Here is a 22,833-nt window from a genome sequence, read left to right as displayed (position 1 = left end):
ACTATTTTGAAGTTGACAATGACTATCAATAAGTATACTATAATATAATATTATTAATTTATGTTTATAGAATTTGTGTATATGGTGATAGTATGAATCCACATAATCATGCGGCCTCACATGCTGGAACATCTATGTCAAGGTATACGGTGTTTGACGGTATCGATCTAATGTTTCTAGATGTGAAGCAAGAGACGATTCAATTTTATGCTAAATCACATACCAAGACGTTTGCTATAAATCACTGTGAAGAGGGGCGCATAGAGTGCAAGTTTTCATCTGGTGAGTATTTATATATGGGGCCAGGGGATATGTCGTTAGGTTGGCATATACGCTCTGATTATCAACATGAAAATTACTTTCCTACAAAATTATTTAAAGGAATTGTATTATTAGTAGATGTTGCAAAAGCTCAACCCGTATTAGATGCACTTGTTAGTGATTCTCGAATTGATTTGACTGAGTTGGCCAATCGGTTTTGTGAGCATTCTGATTTTGGTATGATGATGGAAGAAACGGAAACTGTTCGTCACATTTTTTCCAGTTTATATAATGTGTCAGATCAAATAAAAGAGCACTATTTTAAATTAAAAGTGATTGAAATCTTTTTATTATTATCTGTTATCTCTACAGCTAATCCTGAAAAGAGAAGTACCTATAGAAAGCAACAGGTAGATATTGTAAAAGCTGTAAGTGAATATGTATCAACACAGTTTATGAAGCGTATTACTATTGATTCCTTGTCTGAACAGTTTGATATTCCTACATCTACCCTGAAACGTTGCTTTAAAGGTGTATTTGGTACAACCATACATCAATATCTAAAAGAATGTCGTATTAATGCGGCGAAGCGATTGCTTCAAGACTCAGATCAGTCTATTTTAGAAATCGCTAATGCGGTAGGGTATGAGAATGGTAGTAAATTTACTAGTGCATTCAAAGAGGCTACTGGTGTAACGCCAAGTGCTTATCGTAAGGTCTAAATAATTTGGACCTTATATTATCCTAGCTAAAAATTTTTGTGCTTTAGGCTAAGTTTGATAGTCTATGAAAATTAAATATTGTCCTAAACGTATATTTTTGGTCTATTCGGAGTAGATATGTATAATACACTTTGCTACTATTAAACCTGTAAATGATTTTCAATGTCATTTGGTTATAGTGGTAAAGTGTATTTTTATATGCATGGTTAAATATATGTGTGGAGGAAATTTAATGAATAGGAGTTGGGTGCGGGCAAGGAGATATGTCATACTATCCTGCGCAGTAGCGTGCTGGTTGCAAATGCCGGTGGTTATGGCGGACAATGCGACTGTAACAACCGATGTGGTTCATGTTCGCGGTACATGGGCTGAAGAGCAGGCAAAACAAGAGTCTCAACAGACGACGATTATCACGAAGAAGGATATTGTCAAAAAGCAGGCAAAATCCGTAGAAGATATTGTATTTTCCGAAACTGGCGTATCTAGAACCGTCGATTCGATGGGGCGCGTTGGCGTATCTATCCGTGGAGCGGATCCTCGTCATACCTTGATTCTTGTGGATGGACAGCCTGTGATGGGCGACCTTGCCAAATATCAAGGTGCTGGTGATGAATTACAACGTCTCGGTACAGAAAATGTGGAACGTATAGAAATTATCCAAGGTGCAGCCAGTGCTAAATACGGATCCGATGCCATCGGTGGTGTTATCAATGTTATTACCAATAAACCGCGTAAGACCGCTGGCCTTCAGTTTAATGGGGAAGGTCGTAGAACTAAAGGCGACGGTGATATCGTACCGTTTTCCAATTTCTTTATGCGCGCTGATTCCGGCTCATTAGGTAAGTTAAAAGTTAATATTCACGGTAGTAAACGTGATATTATGCCTATTTATGCTAGCGAGCGGCGTCGTATCAGCGCTATGACCAATGATGAAGATCACGGGTTTTTAAAGAATTCCCTACGATATTACGGTACAAATTCCAATATAGGTTTGGCCGCTACGTATGATATTAATGATAAACAGTCTTTGGGAGTCCGTATCGATAGGTATAATGAAGACTTGGAACGATATGTAAAGCGCAGTACTTCTTATTTGGAACCTCAGGTTCATTACAAACGGGATTTAGATAGGAACAATCTTAATTTGACGTATACTGGTCAGGACAATAAGAGTTCGTGGAAAGCGGAGCTGAATTATACTCGGACCAAAGAAGATGATGTAACATTAACCAGTGACTACGGGAACAGTACCTATGAAGGGAAAAATACATTAAACTATGTGGATAATGTAGATCATCGTCAATGGAGCGTAACACTCGGGGCAGATACGCAAGTCAATAAGAAACATCTCTTGTCTTATGGTATTGGGTTTATACGGGAGACAGGCGAAGGTAGCAGACTTAAAAATGCGCCTCATACCTATAAACGGCATATCGACCCCTGGGATTATGATAAAAGTCTGGCAGTAAAAAACGGTGTTCCCTCATCCACAATTTATGACCATTCTTTCAGAAAAAACGAGGCCGGTGTAGAGCAGTGGAATAAGGAGAAAGAATGGTATAACGGAGATAAAAGCAAGCCAAACACATTGCCGGAATTTACTTATGAAGAATATCTTCAATATTTGGATCCCCAGGCGGGGATTGATTCAGCGGCCGCAATGGGGCTTGTGGACGGCCCCGTGACGGAGCGTACGCTGAAAAAACGGAATCCTGAAGCTTATGCGCGATATCAGCAGTTTGCTAAACGTTTATTAGCGGAGAATAAAGAATTTATTGAAGACTATCATTTTAATAAGGAGGGCCGAAAAGATGAAAACGGTAAGTATTATCCAGCACTTTATGATGCCTATTTACCGAGCTTTTACTATGGCGCCGTACCGGATTTTGATTCTACGAAGTTGAAATTAAACGGAGCTTATTTTAAAGAAGAGTATTTAAAACGCGTTAATCAACAGACCGCAGGACGTGCAGAGATCAAGAAACAGAATTTCTTTATTCAGGATACGTGGCAGGTTAATAAAAATACTACTTTATCACCAATTATAAGACTGGATCATAGTGATTTATTTGGCTCCAACTGGTCGTTTAATTTCGGTATGACTCATAATGTACATGGAAATGTACACCGCAGATTAAAGGCTAATGTGGGTACCAGTTATACGGAACCTGGTATGGGCGAGCTGTATTATAACTGGGAAATGTATGGCCCAAATATTACAAATGCCACAATCGGTGGCGGTGAAGCCCGATTAGGTTGGTATTGGGTCGGAAATCCGAACCTTAAACCAGAGAAATCCATGAATTTCGACCTCTCTTTGGAAGGGGAAAATAAAAATACCTATGGTAAAGTAACCGTATTCCATAATAATATTCGGAATTATATGTCGATTTACAATACGGGATATTTGATGGATTTTTATCCTCAGTATGATGAATCCACCACATATGGAGCGGCGAAATTTGCTCATGCACCAGATATGATTTACAGTTTCCGTAATATCGGCAAGGCCCAAATTACGGGACTTCAATTTGAAGTTAAACAAACTTTGAATAAACACTGGAAGGCCCGTTTGGGATATACGTATTTACGAGCGCTTAATAAGAGCGATAAAGATATGCCTCGTGAATTACTGGATAAACCTCGTCATAAAGTGGATATCGGTGTGGATTTTGAGGATAAGGCTAGCGGATGGAGCGGTAGTCTGTGGGGAGATTATTATATTCATATGCTGGATAGTAACTCCTTGTCTGGTGGCGGTAATTATATGGTATCTTATATTGATCCTAATAATTCCGATCGTTCCGTTATCAGATATAATTTGAATAATAGAAAAACCGCCGATATGTATGAACATAAAACTTATGGCATATGGAATTTGATGATTCAAAAGAAGATTGATAAGGATTCACGAATCTATTTCGGTATTGATAATCTCTTTAATCATCGTGATGATGATCGGGCTTTATCGGCTCGAGTATATCGTATCGGATTAAATATGAAATTCGGTTTCGGTTCAGGTGAAAGTAAAACGAAACTTACGAAGGAGCAGTTTGAATCGTTACCTCCGGTTATGCTGCAGGATTTTATTACGCGTCCTTTCGATACAGACAGAAAACGAGGTATGGAACTTGTAGGTGATTATCGTGTACGTAATGACAGTCATCTTGGATCTGATCGTCCTGCTACGCGGGTGACTGCTACAAGTTACGTATCCGACGAGGCCGCAAAGAATCTGGCGGACCGCAAGGAACATGGCTTGAATCAACGTATACGTGTCGGTGTCGATGCTCGTATTAACGATAATACGAATGTACGTGTTGTGGGTAGTGCTTCTGGCCAAGCTGGTGTAGATAGCAGTCATGAAACAGAAGGCTCTAAAGGTTTTAATCATCAACGTCTCGAAGAACTAGATGTAACACATCACGGTTCTAAATGGGATCATAGTGTTGGTCGTATTACTGAATCTATGGGGGTTACAGGTTATTGGTTTAATAAAGAATATGACGGCCTTCGTAGTGTTTGGACGAATAAGAATACTCAAGTCCGTATCGGTGTGGGGACCTTTAAACATAGTACGGGAATTAGCGACAGTGCTTATACTCATGCTATTTATACGCATTTTAAACGGGTTCCAACGGTAGAGGAATTCTTAGGTGTTACTATGGATTCGGACGGTGCCAATAAGGAACTCATCGTACCAAACGCAGGGAATACTATTAATTTCTACCAGCAATTAAAAGCCTTGCGCGATAAGGAAGGCATCTTAGATGCGGAGGTAGGTACATTAAAGAAGAAAATCGACGATATGACTTCCGATATCTGGTCTAAAGAATTTATTGACGGCATGTCCGCGGATCAACTGGCTCCATTAAAAGCGGAGTTGGCAAAGTTGGAAGCATCTTTGCCGGATGTGGAAGCTCGTGTGGCGAAAGAACGGGAACCGTTGCGAGCTGCGCAGTTTGATGTGTTGCGCCGGATGCAGGAGATCGCGGTGAAAGCTTATGGTGTGGATGCGGCTAAACAGACTGTATCGATTAAGATGCCTGATGTGTCAGTAACGTATTCTTATAAATCGCGATACTATGATGAAGATGATGAACAATGGTATGAAGACGAACGTACTTTCACTCAGAAAATAGCACCGGGAACGATTGGGCTTGATAAGAAAAACCCATTGTTTGAAATGAAGTTGAGTGATACCACTGTTCTTTCCAATGGTGGAAAAACGTTTATTTCAAATTGGTACAATCAGAATAAGGCGGCTATCGTGGAGACGTATCGTGCCAAGGCGAAAGATATAGCAACCTATAGCTTTGGCAATAATCCGTACATGATGAAATTTGAAGATAATGCCTTTGACGGGCTAGACGAGTCTATTTATAAGGCAAATGTCGTTGATATTAACGACTCCGGCACGTCTGGTCTTATTAACGTAAAAGGAAGTGCCTATTATCCTTCTATGATAGCTTCGTACTTTAATAGCTTGGCCCGAATGCTTGAAAAAGCGGACGGCAACAGTCGTTTGCCGAGAGAGGCGCTAGGCAAATATACAGGTGCTGTTATTCCTTCAATAGGTGTCGTATTGGAGCGGGATACAATTCCACCAATTGAAAAGGCTACCTATGTTCAAGTTAAACATATGGTAACACCTAGACTTGGCTTAGCTGCGTGGTACTTACGCTCCTTTGGCGGTAGTGACTATCGCTTCTATACGGCGAATGGTAATGCTACAGAAGCGCATGAATTCAACAATATGGCTAATGTTTTCGGCGTTGGAGCTAAGTATCAATTAAATCATAATGTAAGTGTTTCCTTCGACTATGGACAAAACCGTAGTGACTTTGGTCGCTTCATGAATGGCAATACTCATTATGACCATAAGGCTGGATCCTCTCAATTCGATATCAAGGGCCGTGACGTAGGTGGTGTACCTCATTTCTGGGCATTGCGCTTTGATGTTGGTCGTGCCGATATGAATAAACCTGGTTCTTGGAATGCCTATGTAGACTATAAATACTTTGCCCATGGTTCCTTCTTTGGTGGCAATGGTACAGAGGCTGTTCCTGACCGTTACTTAGATGGTATTAAGAGCTTTACCTTTGGTGGTGGCTATGTGCCAACTAAAGATCTTCTTTTACAAGCATTCTATACATTTGATGCAAAAGGGATCAATAAACGAGATACCTTATATGGATCTGAAAACTTTAAACTTGGGAATTATACTCGTTTCCAAATGACGTATAAATTCTAAAAATTTATATCCGATTTGTCCGAAACGTATATTTTTGGTCTATTCGGAGTAGATATGCAAGATACACTTTGCTAACATTAAAATGTGAATGATATTCAATGTCATTAATGTTGGTGAAGTGTATCTTTTTAATTTTTGTGTGGGAGATACAAGACATATGTTTAGTTATAAGTTTAGGAGGGCATAATGAACCGGTGGGGACATACAAAGCGTACCATAATCCTGTCTAGTGCAGTTGCCTTGTGGCTTAGCGCACCTCTAGTGGTTTGGGCAGATAATGCGACTGTCACTACAGATGTTGTTAATGTGAAAGGCACATGGGCAGAAGAAGAAGCAAAATTGAACTCACAGCAAGTGCAAATCATTACCAAGAAAGAGATTGAAAAGAAACAGGCGAAGTCCGTTGAAGACATTATTTTTACGCAAACAGGCGTATCTAGAACAGTTGATGCTATGGGGCGTGTGGGCGTGTCCATTCGCGGTGCAGAAGCGCGTCACACTCTTATCCTCGTAGATGGTCAACCAGTGCTAGGTGATTTTGATAAGTACTCTGGTGCGGCCGATGAAGTACAACGTTTGGGTACAGAGAACGTAGAGAGAATTGAAGTTATTCAAGGTGCGGCTAGTGCTAAATACGGATCTGATGCAGTAGGTGGTGTAGTTAATATCATCACTAAAAAAGCACAAAAGAAACCATCCGTACAATTTAATGCTGAAGGCTTGCGTCGCAAGAGCGATGGCGATGTATTTCCGTTCCAAAACTTCTTCATTCGTGCCGATTCTGGTCAAATGGGCAAGTTAAAGGTTGGTTTATCAGGTAGTAAACGAGATCTTATGCCTGTTCTAGCATCTGTTAAACGTCGTGCCTCTGGGATGGCCTTTGATTATGCAAAACATAACTTCAAGCCAAATGTACTTCGTTACTATGGTGATGCGGCAGATATCGGTCTTGTAGCGACCTACGAGGCAAATGATAAAAATAAGGTGGAATTGCGACTTAATCGTTACACGGAAGATCTTGTGCGCGATGTTAAGCACTCCGACTCCGACTTAGAGCCACAGCAACACTTCAAACGTACGGCAGATCGTAATACAGCTAATCTGCAATGGTCCTCTAGAGCTGGAAAGAGTGACTGGACTGTAGAAACTAATTACTCTCGTATTAAAGAAAATGACGTAGCGCTCATTAACTATACAGGTCGTTCCGCTTATGAAGGCTCTAATGAGTTGCGTTATATTGATAACATCGATCATCGTCAATTAGATATTCGAGTAAATGCTAATACGCAAGTCAATAAAAATCATTTGCTAAGCTATGGTGTTAGCTATGCTCGTGAAGAAGGTTCTGGTAGTCGCTTAAAGAGTTCTCCTAATACAAGTACGATGTACATTGATCCATGGGATTACGATAAAAGCTTGTTAGTAGACCGCCTTGATCGTCTCGTGCGACGTAAAGGCGATAATAGTGTTAAAGTTTACTCTCACATCCATGACTATAAATTCATTAATTCCGGTGGCGGCATGCCGCAATGGGATATGGATTATGAATACTATGGGGCTGAAACAAAGGCACAAAAGCCGGGCATTACGTACGATGATTATGTGAATTATGGTTTATCGGAAAGCAGACTTAGTGAATGGTCAAGCACATCGCCGAATAATCAACCCGTAACGGATGAATTTAAGAAGCGATATTATGCTTTGGAAAATCGGTTGAAATCGGAAAATCCTGAAATGGCGGCACATCGTGCAAACATCGTAGGTGACTATTTTAAATATGGTGAGTCTAACGATCCAGAAATGCGTAAGAAAGCGCCTAAGCTAAATGGTAAGGCTTTCTTGGAAGAGTACCGTAATCGCGACCAACGCTTGACTACTGGTAGTGGTACGATTCGTAAAATAAACGCTTATATTTCTGATACATGGCAAGTTAATAAGAATTTAACATTGTCTCCAATTGTGCGTTTTGATAATAGTAGCTTGTTTGGTTCTAACGTATCTGCATCCTTGGGTATGACATATAACGTTAACGGTAATACACATCGCAGATTTAAAGCCAATGTAGGTACTGGTTATACAGAACCTGGTATGGGCGAATTGTGGTATAACTGGGAAATGTATGCTTCTAACCCTGTAGGGATTGGGGTAGCAAAACTCGGTTGGTATTGGGCTGGCAATCCTAATTTGAAACCAGAAAAATCGGTCAATTTCGACATGAGTTTGGAAGGTGAAAATAAAAATACATATGCACGCGTAGGTGTATTCCATAACCGTATTAAGAACTATATGTCTGTATACTTCACTGGTGATTTTATGGACTTCGCACCATATCTTAAAGGTGATGCGAAATACCAACGTGCACCGGATATGATTTACAGCTTTAAAAATATTGGTAAAGCTGAAATTACAGGGTTGCAAGCGGAAGTACAACAAAAATTCGGCAAATATTGGTCTGGTAAATTAGGTTATACATATTTACACGCCATCAACAAAAGCGATCCATCCATGCCACGTCAATTATTGGATAAACCAATGCACAAAGTTGATATTGGCATTACTTATGATAACCCTAAATCCGGTTGGAATGGCTCCATCTGGGGTGATTACTATATCAATATGCTTGATAGTAATACTCTTAATAACGGTGGTAACTACTGGCCAGATATCTTATCTGGTGATGCAGGCGTTTATAAGAAACAAATGTATGAAAAGAAAACATTTGGCATTTGGAATGTAATGATTCAAAAACGTTTCAATAAAAATGCCATGATGTATTTCGGTATCAACAATATCTTTAACCATCGCGATGATGATCGTGCTACACAAGAACGCGTATACCGCATGGGTGTTAACCTTAAATTTGGTGGTGGCGATAGTAGTAAAACTACAGCCATCGGCAAAACTAAGGATGGTTCAAAAGTTAATGCTACAGGGGTTAATGTAGCTAATGGTGAAGTGGTAAATTCTGAATCTGGTGTACAAAACGTAGCTGATGTAGTTCGTTTAACTGACTTTATTCGTTCTGATTTTGATACTACTAAAGAACGTGGTATTACAATGGTTGGCGACTATAGAGCGCGTTGGATGGCACATGATGGTTCTAATAGACCGCAATCTCCATTTAGAGCAAACTCTGCTATCGGTTCTGCAAAAGCTAATATGTACGATGCTAATCGTCATAGTTTTGAACAACGCTTACGTCTTGGCTTTGATGCTCGACTCAATGAGTTCACAAACCTCAAGGTTATTGGCAGCATGAGTGGTATGAGTGGAGTAGATACAAGCTGGACAAAATCTGATTCCAAAGGTCTCAATCATCAACGACTCGATACTGTTGATCTTACAAGACGAGTTAAAAAATGGGATGTATCAGTGGGCCGCTTAACCGAGCCTATGGGTGCTAGTGGTTACTGGTTTGGTCAATCTTATGATGGCGTTCGTGCTGTTTGGAATGGCCATGACTCTCAAGTTCGTATTGGTGTTGGTACTTTCAAACATAGTACAGGTATCACTGATTCTGCATATACACATGCAGTGCACAAAGTTATCTTTAGACCACCAACAGCAGCTGAATTGATTGGTATCAATCGCGATGATTATCCATACGATATTGAGAGTGCTACTAAAACCGGTTCTGATGGTGAGAAGAAGACCTCAACAGATCCGGCAGCTCCAGATAGTCCAACTGGTATTTATAACTCCACTTACAAAGGTAAGACAGATAGCCTCTATTTCTATCAACAGCTCAAAGACTTGCAAGCTGAATACGAAGCTTATAAGGCTACATTAAACCTAAATTGGAGTAATCCAAACCGCGATCAAGAAGTTGAAAAGGCTAATGCTAAGTTAGCAGAAATACAACAAAAACAAGCTCAAGTTATGAGTCGTTTACAAGATATTCTTACAAAAGCGTATCCTACAGAGATGGCTGAGAAGAAATTCTCCCTCGATATTCCATCTGGTGGATATACAATGTATGAAATTACTAATAAGAAAACAGGGGAAAAACTCTATAAGACTGGTGATCTTATGTATAATGTGAACTCTCCGTTATACCCTGAATATCTAAAAGATAAGGCTAAAGGCCTTATCGTACCTACTGATAATAAAGAAGCTTTGTTGAATCCAAAGGGTTATGTTGATAAACATAGTAATGAGATTAATCAATCCATTTCAGAAATTGCTAAATATAATGCAAAAGATAATTGGAGTAATTATAACAATGGTGAGCTTGATGAAGTTTGGGTAAAACAAGCTGATGGTACATTTAAGAAATCTTATGATTACTCTGGTCAACCATCAAGTGATTATGAATTCACTGGTTCCTTAGGTGCAAAGACTTACAAATACGATAGTGGTAAATACGTATTTAGTGATTATGATGCTAAAGATGCCATTTACAAAAAGAACTTCACCATGTCCTCTGGTGATTATGGCGAAGGTGGTTCTTACTATGGTTGGGGCATGCCAAATGCTATGTATAACTATATGTATAATCTTGAAAAAATTGTACATGATGCGGAATCTGAAAATAAATTGCCACGTGAAGCAATTGGTAAGATCATTGGTAATTTGATTAGAACAGAAGGTGTAGTTCTTGAAAAAGATACTGTACCAGCCATCGATAAGGCAGCCTTTATTCAATACAAGAAACAAATTGGCTCTCGTTTAGGTTTGCAAGCTTGGTATTTACGCTCCTTTGGCGGTAAAACACATACATATTTAAATGCAAACGGTAACGGTAATGATGAACATAGCTTCTCCAATGTAGCTCATGTGTTTGGTATTGGTGCTAAATATCAACTTGGTGCTAATGCAGCTGTTACAGTTGATTACGGTCAAAATCGTTCTAACTTAGGACGTTACCTCAATGGTAATACCGTATATCAACATGAACGTGGTACAGCAGACTTTACTCTAAAAGGTCACCAAATGGGCGGCACACCACACTTCTGGATGGCTCGTCTAGATATTGGGCGTGCTGATTTAGATGTTCCGAAATCTTGGAATGCGTTCATCGATTACAAATACTTTGAACATGGCTCCTTCTTCGGTGGTAATGGTACGGGTGCAGTACCTGATCGTTATTTAGATGGTGTTCGCAGCTTTACATTTGGTGCCGGCTATGTACCGCGCATGGACTTGCTCCTTGAAGCATTCTATACTTTCGATGCGAAGGGCACTAATAAACGAGACACTTTATATGGTAGTGAAAGCTTTAAGTTAGGCGATTATACAAGAATTCAAGGGACCTACAGGTTCTAATGTTCAGTCTGTAAACAGACAGAAAGGTTACAAATATGGAAAATTTAAATTATGTCATTCACTTATTTCATAGTGGCGGGTATGTAATGTATCCATTGTTACTCTTGTCTTTCATGGTTATCGCTATAGCTGCAGAACGTGCTTTCTTCTATCGTAAGTATGCAGGCAAAACATTTGTTGTAACTCATGCAGTAAATGAATTCGCAAAACTACAACGTTGGGATGAAATCGATAAAGTAATTAAAGAGAACCCTTCTATTGCAAGTCGTATTGCAGAAGCAGGTTTAAAAAATGATTCTAGCGAAGAAGCAATGAAGACCGCTTTTGCTGATCAAATGGGGGTTGATGCAGTTGGTTTCCGAAAATATATGGACTACTTAAGTGCAACAGTTACAATTTCTCCATTATTGGGCTTGCTTGGTACAGTAACAGGTATGATTGGCTCTTTCAGTATCCTTGACTCCGGTGCGGGTGCATCTGCCATTACTGGTGGTGTAGGTGAGGCGCTTATCGCGACAGCATCTGGCTTATGTGTGGCCATAATGGCATTTATCGTTTACACAATTTTTAGTCATCGTTTGGACTCCATTATTAATCAAATTGAAAATATGTGTGTAAATATAGTTACAGCTAAACGAGAAGGGTGGAAATAGTTATGAACTTGCAAAGCTTTCGTATGAAAACTAAGCCGGAATTCATGATCATTCCAATGATTGATATCATTTTCTTCTTGTTGGTATTCTTCATGATGAACAGCTTGCAAACAGTGGCTCAAAAAGCCTTGTCTGTACAATTACCACAGGCTACTAGTGCTTCTGCACCAGCTCAATTACCAGTGGTTTTAACATTAGATGCGGAGGGTCATATTACGATTGATAACAAGCCAATGAGCATTGACGATGCTGAGGCAATGGTAAAACAACGTATCCAAGAAAACCCTAATGCTAGTGTTATCTTACAAGCCGATAAACGAGCGGCTCATGGTCAAGTAGTAGCGATTATGGACATGTTAAAACAATCTGGCGTTAAACGCTTAGCTATTGCAGCTGAACAGAAAGGATAACTATGGGACTAGGCATATCATGGAAAAAAGCAGCCATTATATCCGCCGTAGTTCATCTTATTGCTCTCTTTATTGCTGTAATCTTTTTTGTAGTGGTTCCAGCCATTCAAGAAATGGATACCTATGAAATCGACCTCACACAAAGTGTGCTCGATGATGGTGGCAGTGGACATGCTGGTGGTGGCGGAGGTAACAGAGCAGATCTGTTCCCAAAACCATTGTCAGCAGATGAAGTAGCGGCAAGAACAAAGGCTGTTGTAGCAAATGTTGAACCATCTACAGCAACAGATATCCCTGATGCAGTAGATGTGGCAGCTAAAGCAAGTGAAAATAAAGGCAATACATCCGGTGATAATTCCGCTGTTGGTGGCACAGGCCCTGGATCAGGTGGCGGATCTGGTGGCGGTCATGGTACCGGTGAAGGTACTGGCGTTGGTGATGGTAGAGGCCATGGTACTGGTACAGGTGATGGTACCGGTGAAGGTGATGGTCATGGTACAGGTAAAGCAGCGTTCAATGTAGAGGGCTTTTATGCAGCTGTAGATAGCCAAAAACAAATTCCTTATGCGGCTATTAAGCGTAAAATGAACGTAGATGTTACAATTAATGTAATGGCTAAATTAGATACTAATGGTAATTTAATAGACGTATATCCAACTAGTGGTGGCGATGAGATATTTGTAGAAGCGGCTCTTGATGCAGTGCGACGAGCGACTCCGTATCCAAATGAAACAGGGGATATACAACCGGTAGAAGTTCCTGTACACTTTGTAGTACAGGCCGATGGCGAAGATGAAGAAGAATAAATATATCTAAGTAATAAAGGAGATAAATATGAAATCTATTATTTTATATTCTTCCCTTACGGGAAATACTAAAAGTGTAGCGGAAGCAATGGCTTCCGTTATGCCTGAAGGTACACCTTGCGTTCCTGTAAAAGATGCACCTGAAAATTTAGCTGATTATGATACAGTATTCGTAGGTTTCTGGGTGGATCGAGGTACAGCGAATAAAGAAGCGGCAAAATTGATTGAAACTTTAAAGAATCCTAATGTGGTATTCTTTGCTACATTAGGTATGTATGCTGATTCTGATCATGCTCGTGAAAGTATCGAAAAAGCATCTGAATTATTGCCTAACAAAGAAGCTCTTGTAGACGGCTTCGTATGCCAAGGTAAAATCGATCCTAAAGTAATCGAAATGATGTATAAAATGTTCCCCCCTGGATCAGCACATGGGCAAAGCCCAGAACGCGATGCATTACATAAAGCGGCGGAAACTCATCCAGATGAACAAGACTTTGCAAATGCAAAAGAATTTACAAAATCTGTACTTGCAAAGTTGCAAGCCTAATTTCTGAAAGGGGATTGGAGTATGAGTTTAGCAAGTTTCTTTGAATCCATTCCGGAGAAGCAGCGAAACCTACAACTAGGTTTAGAATGCGATAATCCGATGAGTGGTGCATTTCCTCATAAACGTGTTGTACATGCAGGTCTCAATGGTACGCTCGTTTCTCCAAAAGAAACACAAGCCGTTTGGGATTCGTTAATGAATGGCACTCCTAAAAAGGGCGAAATGCAATGCGCTTACATTCATATTCCGTTTTGTAAGACAAAATGCACATATTGTGGTTTCTTCCAAAACGGTACGAGTCAAAGTGTTGAAGACCAATATATTGATGGTCTTATCAGTGAATTAAAGCTCGCTAGTGAGCGTTCGAGATTAAAAGATGGTTTGATCCATGCCGTATTTATCGGCGGTGGCACACCAACATCTCTATCACCTACAAATTCTGAAAGATTGCTTAAAGCGATTAAAGCGTACTTGCCATTGGCAAATGATTACGAGCTTACCTTAGAAGGTCGTATTCACGATTTGATCCCTGAAAATCTTGAAGTTTGGATGGCAAACGGCGTCAACCGTATGTCCATCGGCGTACAATCTTTTAACACAGAAGTGCGTCAAATGGTAGGCCGTTTAGATACGAAAGAAACCGTATTAGAACGACTAGCTGCTTTGAAAGCTTATGGTCAATGCTCTGTCGTTATTGACTTAATCTATGGCTTGCCTGGTCAAACTATGGAGGTGTGGGAACAAGATTTAGCTGATTTAGTAAGCTCTGGTGTTGATGGTGCAGACCTATATCAATTAAATGTATTTGATGGTAGTGATCTCAATAAAGACATTACAAACGGTAAAGTTCCAGCTGCAGCCACAACAGCAATGCAAGGAGATATGTTCGAATTCGGTCGACAATACCTAGATGCGCGATCTTATCGCCGATTGAGTGCTGCACATTGGAGTGCTAATAATCGTGAGCGTAGCCTATATAACACTTTAGCTAAATCGGGCGTCCCAATGTTCCCATTTGGTAGTGGTGCAGGTGGTAACGTCGACGGTTATGGCATGATGTTACATCGTGCATTAAAACCATACGAAGATATGGTTACCCGCGGTGAAAAACCATTTATGGCCCTTATGAAACAAAGTGATTTACAACCTATCGTCAACCGAGTAGTAAGTCAATTAGAACAAGGATTCCTCAATATTATGAGCTTAGTAAAAATGGATTCCAGATTAGATGAATTGAACTGGCTCTATAAATTATGGGAAAAACGAGGTCTTGTTGCCTATAATGGTTTGCTTTATAAATTGACTGATGCAGGCGAATTCTGGACTGTAAATCTTACGCAAAGTACATTAGAAGCTGTTGAATATATCATGACTGGTAAGAATTCCTTCGCTATAGAAGCAGTAGCAGCACAAGATACAAAAACAACTTCTAAAGAAAATCCTAACCAAGAGGTACGTGGCATTGGCCAAGGTAAAGCCAATATCTCTGTACCAACTGACGAAGATTCCGAAGCACAACGTAAAGATGCTCTCATTGCTAAGGCTAAAGCTGAAATTGCTAAGAGCGGTGCTTCTGGCGAAGCAGCAGAACGAATGGTACAAGCTATGTACAATTTAAGTGCTGATGAGATTGAATATATGATGGAACGTATGATGTCTTAAACTGTTATGTTACACCTTAATTCTAACAACCTCTCCCAATAATCAACATATAATATACAAGACATATTACGTGACATATACGTGCTCTCTGTAGTACAAAGTAGCCCCAGACTGTAGTCTGGGGTTTACTTTTTATAGAGCGAAAGGTATTCTGTAGGTATAAGACTTAAATGACTTTAAAAAGTATAGCAATAGATGTATAGGAATAGATGTATAAGTCTATAAGGACAATAAAAGTCTAATTGCTGTTAAAATCATAAAACAATAAGTGAGATAGTAAATCTATAAGATGTGAAGTGATATTGCTTGTATAGCTGATAAAAGGCTTAGGAGGTTAGTATGAATACATGTCCTCAAACAGAAATAGATATATTAGGTATTGGGGCTAGCACATTAGACCGCTTCATCGTTGTGGATCATTACCCAACGGGACGTGAGGTACAACAAGTTGTATCTTCTACCACCGATGGTGGAGGACCTGTAGCTACAGCATTAGCCGTTGCAGGTAAATATGGTGCACGTACGGCCATGATTGACAGTATCGGTGACGATATGGTGGGGCGTCATATTTTAGATGATTTCAAAAAATATAATGTTAATACTGATGCTATCCACATTGAAAAGGGGGAAAAGAGTGGCGTTGCTACAATCCTAGTAAAGCATAGCACTGGCGAGCGTGCCGTATTTTTTGAACGCTCTACTGCGCCAGAGCCAGTATTTTTAGATACTCATAAGCAATTAATTAAAGAAGCTTTCATTTTACATGTCAATGGACGGCATCGACAATTCATGTGTTCTGCCATGGCGTTAGCACAAGAGGCAGGTACTATTATCTCCCTCGATGGAGGTGCACAGCGCTACGATGAAGAGATGAAATCTATTACAGAGTCAAGTCATATTGCTATTGTTGCTCGTGATTATGCTGAAAAATATACGGGCACTACTAATTTAGAAGAAGCCTGCCATATCATTCATGACCGTGGTGCTCTTATTGCGGGGGTTACGGATGGCGCTAATGGTAGTTATTTCGTATGGCCTGATGGAACTTTCTATCGTTGTCAGGCCTTCCCTCAAGAATATGTAGTTGATACAACGGGGGCCGGAGATAGTTTTCATGGTGCATTTCTTTCAAAGCTTGTTACATTATTGAGAGAGTTAGCCCCAGTAGAAGGGTTAAAGACCTCTACATATGCTATAGATTTATTACAACATTGTGGACATTCTGATTTAGAAAAAACTGCTATTTTTGCGTCCGCTGTAGCAGCTTTAAATACGCAAGGGATTGGTGGTCGTAGCGCTTTACCAAGTTTACACGTTGTAAATAAGTTAATGGGATTGGAGTAAATCAGTATGTGGCACGATATTTCCCATTCTCATGTACAACGGTACATGCAACAAAATCCCTATCGATTATTAGCGTTTAGCTTTCTAGGCGTCATGATTATAGGTACAATATTGCTTATGTTACCGATGGCGAGTGCTCAGGGGCAGACGACGGCTCTTGTAGATGCCGCTTTTACCGCCGTATCTTGTGTTTCGGTAACAGGGCTGACCACTGTAGATACTTATTATCATTGGTCTTTATTTGGTAAGATTGTAATGGTTATCCTTATTCAGTTAGGTGGGTTAGGAATTGTATCTTTCACAACCATAATTGCTTTGCTTCTAGGTAAACGAGTAGGCCTTAAAAATCGTATGCTTTTGTCCGAGGACGTCGGACAGGAGGGTATGACTGGTTTATTACATATTACGAAAAAGTTAACGCTTTATACCTTTGCTATTGAAATTGTGGGAGGCATAATCTATACGATTCAGCTATATCCCTATATTGGACAGGCTGCATTGTATACCGGTATCATGCAAGCTGTTTCCACCTTTTGTAACGCTGGATTTGTATTTTTTGATAATGATCTGCCTTATGCCATGGTAGGGGACATATTATTTAATATCAATACAGCAGTACTAATTGTTATCGGTGGTTTTGGCTATTTAGCGGCCTTTGACATATGGTCACACCGTAAGGTGCGACGATTTGTTGACTTAAAACTTCACACTAAGATTATGTTAGTAGGCACAGCGATTCTTATCCTATTAGGAACTATCATTTTTTTAGGTGTGGAATGGTCAAATCCAAAAACCTTTGGGACATTACCGATTTGGAATAAAATAATGGCCTCTTTATTTCAATCAATTACGCCGCGTACAGCTGGGATTGCAACGGTTGATTATAATGCATTACATCCAATTACCTTGTTTGTTACCATTATTCTCATGTTTATTGGTGCGGGCCCGAACTCTACCGGTGGAGGGGTTAAAATTAGTACCGTAGCAGTAACCATACTTGCATCGCGTACCTTGTTTAATAACCGTCCAGATACAGAGATTTTTGAACGTCGTATTTCATTAGTAACCGTGCTTAAAGCCAACGGGATTATATTTTTATCGCTCCTTCTTATTTTAATAGCCACATGTTATCTGGCCTGGGATGAGCCTTATGATTTTATCCGATTGTTATTTGAGGTTACGTCTGCCTTTGGGACTGTAGGCCTTACGACGGGAATTACATCTGATTTATCTGAAAGCAGTAAATGGGTGCTGATGCTTGTTATGTTTACCGGTCGTGTCGGTGTTATGACCGTTATTGGTACATGGGCTCTTAGGACATCACCAACGAAGCCAATTGGGTATGCAGAAGAGAATGTATTGTTGTAATTGAGTAGAATAGTTAGTCTATCAGGAGATATAGCATGAAATATAAAACAATTGCCGTCATTGGTCTTGGTCAATTTGGTACGACTATAGCCAAGATGTTAGCCTCTATGAATCATGAGGTTTTAGGTGTAGATATTAATCCAGAAATTGTACAAAAGGTTTCCCCCTATGTCACACATGCTATCGTAGCAGATACTACTGATGAAGAGGCTATTAAAGCCTTAGCTTTGAGCCAATTTGATATAGTTATTGTTGCTATTGGGGATAATATCCAGGCAAATCTTATGACTTCGATGTTATTGAAAGAAATGAAAATGCCTCATGTGGTTTCGAAAGCTGAAAATGCACTCCAAGGTAAGATGCTCAAGAAGATGGGGGTAGATATGGTTATCTATCCAGAATACGATGTGGCACAACGATTAGCTCAATCGTTGACACGAGAACATGTAATGGATTACCTACAGCTATCTAAAAGTATTAGCCTTATTGAAGTAGATATGCCAAAATTTTTGGTAGGCACTTGCTTGAAAGATTCTAATCTGCGTGAGAAATATAATCTTAATGCTGTAGGAATCAGGCGTGGGGAGGATTTAGAAGTCCCTCCTAATCCGTTTACGATTCTTTCAGCAGAGGATAAACTATTAATCATAGGAAATAATTCTGATTTAGATGCATTAACAGTGTAGTAAGTATACGAAAGAGATATAAATATATCGAAAAAATATGATATAATAAGATAGAATTCAGTATAGGCCATACGTATTCGTATGGCCTTTTAATATAGAAATGAAGGTTATTATGACAGAGGAACAATATATAACGGCGCTGACCAATAACCCACATGGGATTCGAAATATTCCAAATCCTACAGAAGCTATGCAACTTACATGTGTGGGACAAAACGGCATGTTGTTACAATATATTAAAGAACCTACTCAAAAGGTTATTGAAACGGCGCTTTCACAAGCACCACGAGCTATACAATTCGTTGAAAATCCTACAGAAGAATTGTTAAAAGCCTTAGTGGAAAAAGATTGGGCGGTTTTAGAATATATCGACAATCCGTCTGATACATTAATAAAAAGTGCGTTAGCTCAATCAGGTTGGGCTATTCGCTATATTGCGAACCCATCTGAAGAATTGCAATTAGAGGCGGTGAAGGCGAATTATGATGCCTTACAATATATCAATGCTCCAAGCGAAGCTGTGCAGTTACAAGCCGTGCAAGAGAGTTACTTAGCCTTGCGCTACATTGATGAGCCTAGCGTAGCTGTACTAGAAGCAGCAGTAAAGCAAGATCCACAGGCAATGCGTCAGATTACAAACCTCACTAAGAACTTGGCCTTGCATTTATTTAAGGTAAGTGCGGCTATCGTCGGTTATATACCTAATACATTGAGCGTTACGGTAGACGAAATCAAAGATATAATTCTAGATGCCATTTCTAGCGATACCGTTGATGAAGACTATGTACGCGAGTTAATCAACAATAAAGCTATCGGTGGACGTCAATCCAAATGGCCTATTGATATATTGTCACTTATTGATAGGTATGGTACTAGAACTGTTAAGAAAATTGCAGTAGGCGAATATTTGAGATATTAGAAGGGAGATACAATGAACTTTATAGATACAATGGCAAGCGTTGAGTTAGTGCTTGCTGCTAATCAAGTACCCTTGCTCGTCGGTGAGACGGGTATAGGTAAAACCTCTCTCGCAGCGCGCGTTGCAGAGGTACATAATTGGGAATTAGTAACTATTGACGGAAACCTTTTAAAAGAAGGTGAAATTGGTGGCTTGCCTACAGTAGAAACGGTGACTCATACGGATGGTCATGGCAATACACGGGATGTAAAAACTACAGTATACGCTGTGCATCATACATTGGAACATGTGGCACAAGCCGTAGATAAAGGGCGCCAAGTATTACTGTTTATCGACGAAATTAACCGCGCAGAACATGCAGTTCAACAAGAATTGATGAACCTTATTCTAAACCGTGAAATTAATGGCTTTTCTTTAAGTGATCAAGTGCGCATCATCGCCGCTATGAACCCTGAGGATTCCTTTGATTACCAAACGATTGACATGGACCCGGCACAGCAAAACCGTTTTGTATGGCTTTATATGAATGCTGATTATATGCAATGGATTGACTGGGCTATTGGTGCTGGTATTGAAGAAAAGGTTATTGAATTTATTTCTTCCTATCCAGAATATTTAAATCAACGTCACGAAGACGATATCGATGCCACACCTCGTTCCTTTGAACGCGTGTCCGGTCTATATAGAATTTATAAGAATCAAGAGGGCACAAGCTATAGTCGTGACGTATTTATGAATGTTATCCGCGGTAACGTAGGTAAACTCATTGCGGAGGCTTTTGTAAACTTTATCGAGTCCGACCAAGAACCTCTTATTACCTTTGATGATGTATTGGCGGCGGTTCAAAAACCAGGTGCTATTATGTCTATGGCTGAGCAGGTTAAAGGTGAAAGCCCAACTCGCCTTTATGTAGCAGCAAAAAATATGTTGCATCGTTTAAATCGCAATAGCAATGCGCAGGAAGTACATCACTTTGTGGAGTTTTTAACTTTGTATCCAGGGGATTTGCGCGTAGCGGTTATGAAAGATCTTCGTAATACGTATGAGCGTGTTTACGCTTATGCTATTGAAGATGACCTTTTTGTAGATACTTTCTTTGACGCGCAAAAATAATTTTATGTGCGTAGTTAACCAAATCGAAGCTATATATAGATAATCGACTGTAGTAAATTATTAATTATTATGCTAATTGATATATGGCATATGACATATATTAAATTTGTTTTCTAAAGAAAAGGAGGTGTAAATATGCAACGAAACTTAGATAAGGACGATATACGTGATGCGTCGGATTTACTGACTCATATCGATGGCTGGGAAAAAACGGGTTCTTATGATGCGGAGGCTATCGAGGCTCTTGATCGATGGCATGCGAAACGAGAGCGCATACATCGCGAAGCAGAGGCTTTGTATACGCAAATATACGCATCCTATGAGGCCTATGTAGATAGCTATGAAGAACAACATCATAGCATGGCGCCTGAACGCATAGCGGCCGATCTTATGAACCATAATATGTCGGATAGCCATATAGGTACCATCGGTCGTGCTCTTGAAGACGTACAAGTGGAGGGGACAGACCTTTCCGTTATGCAGCAAGCGATAATGACACCTGCCTATGAGCAACGGTTGTGGAACATATTACATGATGTAAACAGTCTGCTCCTTGAAGAGGACCAATTCTTTGGTTACTTTTACTTACAAATGACTCATCGCATTCGCTTTGATATGGCCAGTGCTTTTGGTATTAATCTTAAACAGGGCGGATATGTATTATATGTAAATCCCTTTATCTTGTTACGCCAATCACCTGATGTGATGAAGGATGGTATTAAGCGTGAAGTTCTTCATATCATTTCTGCTCATTTGATGCGGGTAAAAGCACTGAGCCAAGGCTTTCACAAAACAGCAGTCCATATGGCTATGGACATGGTCGTAAACGATTACCTTGAACATGTAGACCGTGATGCAGTAACGGTAGCCAATGTAAATGCGCGCTTTGGTTTGTTATTAAAGCGTTTCCGTACCATTGAATACTATGCGAAGGCTATTGATAATGTTATGAAAGAAAAAACAGACCTCTTTGTGCCTATCGATAACGCAGATACGGCGATTGCTATGAAGTTTGACCCTCAAACTAGCCATGATATTTGGGATGAATCTGATTCTATTGATACAGACACGATGGACCAAATCACAGAGCGCTATATCAACGAAGCTTCAAAGGGTGATATGGAAGGCTATGTGAAAAGTCTTATCGATACATTCCAAAAGACACGCCGCGCCTTGCCATGGTATTTTTATCTCAAAAAGTTGATGGGCAAGGTAGCGAGTGGATATAAAAAAACGACGATGCGTCGTAATCGTCGTCAGCCTGAGCGCTTGGAGTTGTCAGGTACATTGCGCCAACATAAGGCAAATGTATGGGTTGCTCTCGATATGAGTGGTAGTATAACTGATGTGGAGTTTACGAATGCCTTAGAGCAAGTGTTACAAATCGTGCATGCCTATAACCATCGCATTACCGTTGTAGAATGTGATAATGAGGTGCGCCGCACCTATACGATGGAATCCGTGAAGGATGTGAAGCCGCGCCTTGATGTGCGTGGTGCAACAGCCTTTACCCCTGTATTCTCTCTGGCTAATCAAAACCGTGTAGATTTACTTGTATACTTTACAGATGGCAAAGGGGAAGAGCGACTACGAGAGGCGCCAAGAGGCTATAAGGTGCTGTGGGTGTTGACCGGTGAGAACCCACAACTATCTTTGCATACCCCATACGGCCTGGTTCGTGAACTCGGCTATGTTGGTATTGATGAAACTCAAGATATTGATGAGTTTGTACGCATGGCTAACCGTGGGGGCTTTTCTATGGCAAATCAAGAGATTTAGTCTATTAGAATGCAATTTTTTATGGGTTTGATCTTGAACCAAGA

The 22,833-nt window shown here is 40.0% G+C and carries 14 protein-coding genes; all 14 read left to right on the top strand.

Annotated elements, in window-relative coordinates; all coding sequences use genetic code 11:
* Positions 1-92: 92 nt before the first annotated feature.
* The 14 genes from ACGHIY_RS06770 (at position 93) to ACGHIY_RS06705 (ending at position 22,789) form a co-directional block, all read left to right on the top strand.
* Entirely contained in the window at positions 93-983 is an 891-nt protein-coding gene (locus ACGHIY_RS06770) for a helix-turn-helix transcriptional regulator (RefSeq protein WP_278617832.1), read from the top strand.
* Positions 984-1,215: 232 nt separating this feature from the next.
* Positions 1,216-6,237, top strand: a complete 5,022-nt coding sequence (locus tag ACGHIY_RS06765) for a TonB-dependent receptor domain-containing protein (RefSeq protein WP_390525393.1) — start codon at positions 1,216-1,218, stop codon at positions 6,235-6,237.
* 186 nt (positions 6,238-6,423) lie between these two features.
* Positions 6,424-11,502, top strand: a complete 5,079-nt coding sequence (locus ACGHIY_RS06760) for a TonB-dependent receptor domain-containing protein (protein WP_316060930.1) — start codon at positions 6,424-6,426, stop codon at positions 11,500-11,502.
* Between the two features lie 35 nt (positions 11,503-11,537).
* The gene (locus ACGHIY_RS06755; RefSeq protein WP_004696674.1) at positions 11,538-12,155 is read left to right on the top strand and encodes a MotA/TolQ/ExbB proton channel family protein; all 618 of its coding nucleotides are present in this window, start codon (positions 11,538-11,540) and stop codon (positions 12,153-12,155) included.
* A gap of 2 nt (positions 12,156-12,157) precedes the next feature.
* Entirely contained in the window at positions 12,158-12,565 is a 408-nt protein-coding gene (locus ACGHIY_RS06750) for a biopolymer transporter ExbD (RefSeq protein ID WP_004698605.1), read from the top strand.
* 2 nt (positions 12,566-12,567) lie between these two features.
* Positions 12,568-13,371, top strand: coding sequence for an energy transducer TonB (locus ACGHIY_RS06745; RefSeq protein ID WP_004696671.1), 804 nt, complete (start codon positions 12,568-12,570; stop codon positions 13,369-13,371).
* A 28-nt stretch (positions 13,372-13,399) separates the two neighbouring features.
* The gene (locus ACGHIY_RS06740; protein WP_008601576.1) at positions 13,400-13,918 is read left to right on the top strand and encodes a flavodoxin family protein; all 519 of its coding nucleotides are present in this window, start codon (positions 13,400-13,402) and stop codon (positions 13,916-13,918) included.
* A gap of 21 nt (positions 13,919-13,939) precedes the next feature.
* A complete protein-coding gene (gene hutW, locus ACGHIY_RS06735) occupies positions 13,940-15,580 on the top strand; it encodes a heme anaerobic degradation radical SAM methyltransferase ChuW/HutW (protein WP_120055516.1) in 1,641 nt (546 codons plus the stop codon).
* 339 nt (positions 15,581-15,919) lie between these two features.
* Positions 15,920-16,924 carry a carbohydrate kinase family protein gene (locus ACGHIY_RS06730; protein ID WP_390525392.1) on the top strand — a complete coding sequence of 335 codons (1,005 nt, stop codon included), beginning with the start codon at positions 15,920-15,922 and terminating at the stop codon, positions 16,922-16,924.
* Between the two features lie 6 nt (positions 16,925-16,930).
* On the top strand, positions 16,931-18,292 hold the full coding sequence (locus ACGHIY_RS06725) for a TrkH family potassium uptake protein (protein ID WP_270278483.1): 1,362 nt from the start codon (positions 16,931-16,933) through the stop codon (positions 18,290-18,292).
* Between the two features lie 35 nt (positions 18,293-18,327).
* Positions 18,328-18,978 (top strand): TrkA family potassium uptake protein, encoded by a 651-nt coding sequence (locus tag ACGHIY_RS06720; RefSeq protein ID WP_008714417.1) that lies wholly within the window; start codon positions 18,328-18,330, stop codon positions 18,976-18,978.
* A gap of 112 nt (positions 18,979-19,090) precedes the next feature.
* A complete protein-coding gene (locus ACGHIY_RS06715) occupies positions 19,091-19,897 on the top strand; it encodes a hypothetical protein (protein WP_105086709.1) in 807 nt (268 codons plus the stop codon).
* A 12-nt stretch (positions 19,898-19,909) separates the two neighbouring features.
* Positions 19,910-21,010, top strand: coding sequence for an AAA family ATPase (locus ACGHIY_RS06710; protein WP_105086708.1), 1,101 nt, complete (start codon positions 19,910-19,912; stop codon positions 21,008-21,010).
* 135 nt (positions 21,011-21,145) lie between these two features.
* Positions 21,146-22,789: a VWA-like domain-containing protein gene (locus ACGHIY_RS06705; protein WP_278621806.1), complete on the top strand. Its 1,644-nt coding sequence runs from the start codon at positions 21,146-21,148 to the stop codon at positions 22,787-22,789.
* The last annotated feature ends 44 nt before the right edge of the window (positions 22,790-22,833 follow it).

It is taken from the genome of Veillonella parvula (assembly GCF_042850485.1).
Taxonomy (GTDB): domain Bacteria; phylum Bacillota; class Negativicutes; order Veillonellales; family Veillonellaceae; genus Veillonella; species Veillonella parvula_Q.
This window is presented reverse-complemented; position numbering and strand designations above follow the sequence as displayed.